This window comes from Mycobacterium sp. 1081908.1, assembly GCF_001673535.1.
Classification (GTDB): Bacteria; Actinomycetota; Actinomycetes; order Mycobacteriales; family Mycobacteriaceae; genus Mycobacterium.
On the sequence record NZ_LZLY01000084.1, the window covers coordinates 1 to 1155 of the forward strand.

The 1155-nt window shown below is 73.2% G+C and carries 1 protein-coding gene; it reads left to right on the top strand.

Features of this window, described 5'->3' with window-relative positions; all coding sequences use genetic code 11:
* Positions 1 to 181: 181 nt before the first annotated feature.
* Positions 182 to 1155 (top strand): hypothetical protein (locus A5655_RS11725; RefSeq protein WP_067009961.1); only part of this gene is annotated, 974 nt, incomplete at its 3' end.

Here is a 1155-nt window from a genome sequence, read left to right on the forward strand (position 1 = left end):
TCGGCGGGGGACACGGATTCGGTGGCGGCCACGGATTCGGCGGTGGCCACGGATTCGGCGGCTTCGGGCGCCGGTAACGGCTCGGCGCCGCCGCACGTGTCCGGATCCGCGGGCTAGGGTGGCGGACTAGGGGTGGGGCAATCCGATTGTCAGCGAACCAGTTTGGAGAATGGGGGGAGCGGTGGACGTCGTCCTTGGGGTGTCTCTGGCACCCGAGACGGTCCGCATGGTGCTCGTCGAGGGTGCAGGCGCCGGCGGCGTCACCGTCGATCAGGCCGACTTTCCGATGCCGGGTGCCGCCGCGGCCGATCGGGTGATCGAGGCCATCCTGGGCACCCGCGAAAGCGCGGCCGAGAGCGGCTACCGGCTGCGGTCCAGCGGGGTCACGTGGACCGATCAGTCCGCCGCCGCCGCGCTGCGAAACGCGTTGGCGACGCGCAAGATCGAGAACGTCATGCTGGTCTCGGCGTTCATGGCCGCCGCGGCGCTGGCTCAGACGGTCGGCAGCGCGACCAACTCCGCCCGTACCGCGCTGCTGTTCGTCGAGCCGGCCACCGCGACGCTCGCCGTCGTCGACACGTCGGACGGGTCGGTCGCCGATGTCCAGCGCAGGCCCCTGCCGAGCGGCGACGGTGCGGCGCTGGCGGAGCTGGCCGCGATGGTCGCGGGGGCCGAATCGATGCGCGCCCGGCCCGACGGCGTGTTCGTGGTCGGCTCCGGCGTCGACATCCCGCTGATCAAACCCGCGCTGGAGGCGGCGACGTCGCTGTCGGTGACGGCCCCCGAGGAACCCGAGATGGCCCTGGCACGCGGCGCCGCACTGGCATCGGCGAACGAGCAATTGGGAGCGCCGAGCACGGTCGAAATGCCCTACGTCCAGGAACCCGCGCGCGAGCTGGCCTACAGCGCCGAGGCGGAGCCGGCGTCCGGCGACGACCCCGAGCATGGCGGGCGCCACAGCCGAAAGATGCTGGCGATCCTCGCCGCGACGGTGATATTCGTCGTCGGCGCGGTGGCCCTGACGGTGGCGCTCGCTGTCGGCATTCGCCCGCACGTGGACCAGCGACCCGATGTCGGCAAGAACGTCGTCGCCCCGGCGACCCCGGCGGTCCCGCCGCCGAACGCCCTGCCGCCGGCCCCACCGGCCCCCGCGCC